Source organism: Aurantiacibacter zhengii (genome assembly GCF_003584125.1).
Classification (GTDB): domain Bacteria; phylum Pseudomonadota; class Alphaproteobacteria; order Sphingomonadales; family Sphingomonadaceae; genus Alteraurantiacibacter; species Alteraurantiacibacter zhengii.
Map to the genome: position 1 here is coordinate 1 of NZ_QXFL01000027.1, position 2,073 is coordinate 2,073.

Genomic DNA, 2,073 nt, shown 5'->3' on the forward strand with positions numbered 1-2,073 from the left:
CCGCGGCTGTCGTTCTTCTGGGGCATCGGCATGAACTTCTTCATGGAGATCGCCAAGATGCGCGCAGGCCGCGTGCTGTGGCACGACGTGATGGACGAGCTTGGGGCCAAGAACCCCAAGTCGAAGATGCTGCGCACCCACTGCCAGACCTCGGGCGTGTCATTGCAGGAGCAGGACCCCTACAACAACGTGATCCGCACCACGCTGGAAGCGCTGGCCGCGGTGCTGGGGGGCACGCAGTCGCTGCACACCAATGCGCTGGACGAGGCGCTGGCGCTGCCGACCGACTTCTCCGCCCGCATTGCAAGGAACACGCAGCTGGTGATCGAGGAGGAAAGCGGGGTGACCAATGTCGCCGATCCGCTGGGCGGTTCCTACTATATCGAGAGCCTGACGAACGAGCTGGTGGAGAAGGCCCGCGCGCTGATCGAGGAAGTCGATGCGCTGGGGGGCATGACCGCAGCGGTTGCCAGCGGCATGCCCAAGGCGCGGATCGAGGAGGCCGCGGCGCGCAAGCAGGCGAGCGTCGACAAGGGCGAGGCGGTGATCGTGGGGGTGAACAAGTACCGCCTCGACGAGGAAGCGCATATCGACACGCTGGATATCGACAACCACAAGGTGCGCGCCAGCCAGATCGCGCGGATCGAGGCGGTACGCCGGGGCCGCGACGAGGAGCAGGTGAAGGTGGCACTGGCCAACCTCACGCGCGGGGCGCGGGTGGACCGGGCTGCGAACGAGGCGCGCTTGCAGGAAGGCCGCGACGAGAAGGGCGTGCCGCTGCCGCCCTCGCAGCTGGAGAAGCTGGCGGCCGACAACGAGACGAACCTGCTGGCTCTCGCCGTTGAAGCGGCGCGCGCCGATGCGACGCTGGGCGAGATCTCGATGGCGATGGAGACAGCCTTCGGCCGCTACGACACGGTGCCGACCCCGGTGAAGGGCGTGTATGCCAGCGCCTACGAAAACGATGCGCGCTATGCCCAGGTGACAGAAGGGGTGGAGGCCGTGGCCCGCCGCCTGGATCACAAGCCCCGCGTGCTGGTCGCCAAGATGGGCCAGGACGGGCACGACCGCGGCGCGAACGTGATCGCATCGGCCTTTGCCGACATGGGGTTCGAGGTCATCAGCGGCCCGCTGTTCCAGACGCCCGAGGAGACCGCCAGGATGGCGCTGGAATGCGAGGTGGACGCGGTAGGCGCATCGTCGCTGGCAGCAGGCCACAAGACGCTGATCCCCGAACTGATCGGCCATCTGCGCGATGCGGATCGCGGCGATATCAAGGTGGTGGCAGGCGGCGTGATCCCGCCGCAGGACTACGACTTCCTGAAGAAGGCCGGCGTGCAAGGGATCTACGGCCCTGGCACCAACGTGGTGGAAGCCGCCGCGGACCTGCTGCGCCTCTTGGGCCACAACATGCCGCCGGCGGGTGAGGAACTGGAGACGACACGATAATGTTCACGAAAATCCTCATCGCCAACCGGGGCGAGATCGCGTGCCGGGTCATCAAGACCGCGCGGCGCATGGGTATCGCCACGGTCGCGGTCTACTCCGATGCCGATGCTCGCGCGCCCTTCGTGCGACAAGCGGACGAGGCCGTCCATATCGGTCCGCCGCCTGCCAGCGAGAGCTACCTGCTGGCCGACAGGATCATCGCCGCCTGCAAGCAGACAGGCGCCGAGGCCGTGCATCCGGGCTATGGCTTCCTGTCGGAGCGCGCCAGCTTCGTCGAGGCGCTGGAGGCGGAAGGCATCGCCTTCATCGGTCCGCCCGCCAGTGCGATCGCGGCGATGGGCGACAAGATCGAGAGCAAGAAGCTGGCCAAGGCAGCGGGCGTGAACACCGTGCCTGGCTCCGAGGATGCCATCGACACCACCGAGGAGGCAGTGAAGGTCTCGAACGCAATCGGCTACCCGGTGATGATGAAGGCGAGCGCGGGCGGCGGCGGCAAGGGCATGCGGCTTGCGTGGAACGACACCGACGTGGAGGAAGGGTTCGAGGCGACCAAGCGCGAGGGGCTCAACTCCTTCGGCGATGACCGCGTGTTCATCGAGAAGTTCATCGAGGACCCGCGCCATA

The 2,073-nt window shown here is 66.9% G+C and carries 2 protein-coding genes; both read left to right on the forward strand.

Annotated features, from left to right (window positions below; genetic code table 11):
- A partial coding sequence (locus D2V07_RS18330; protein ID WP_199698846.1) for a methylmalonyl-CoA mutase family protein occupies positions 1 to 1,449 on the forward strand: 1,449 nt, incomplete at its 5' end.
- Positions 1,449 to 2,073 (forward strand): biotin carboxylase N-terminal domain-containing protein (locus D2V07_RS18335; RefSeq protein WP_325049054.1); only part of this gene is annotated, 625 nt, incomplete at its 3' end. The genes D2V07_RS18330 and D2V07_RS18335, both read left to right, overlap by 1 nt.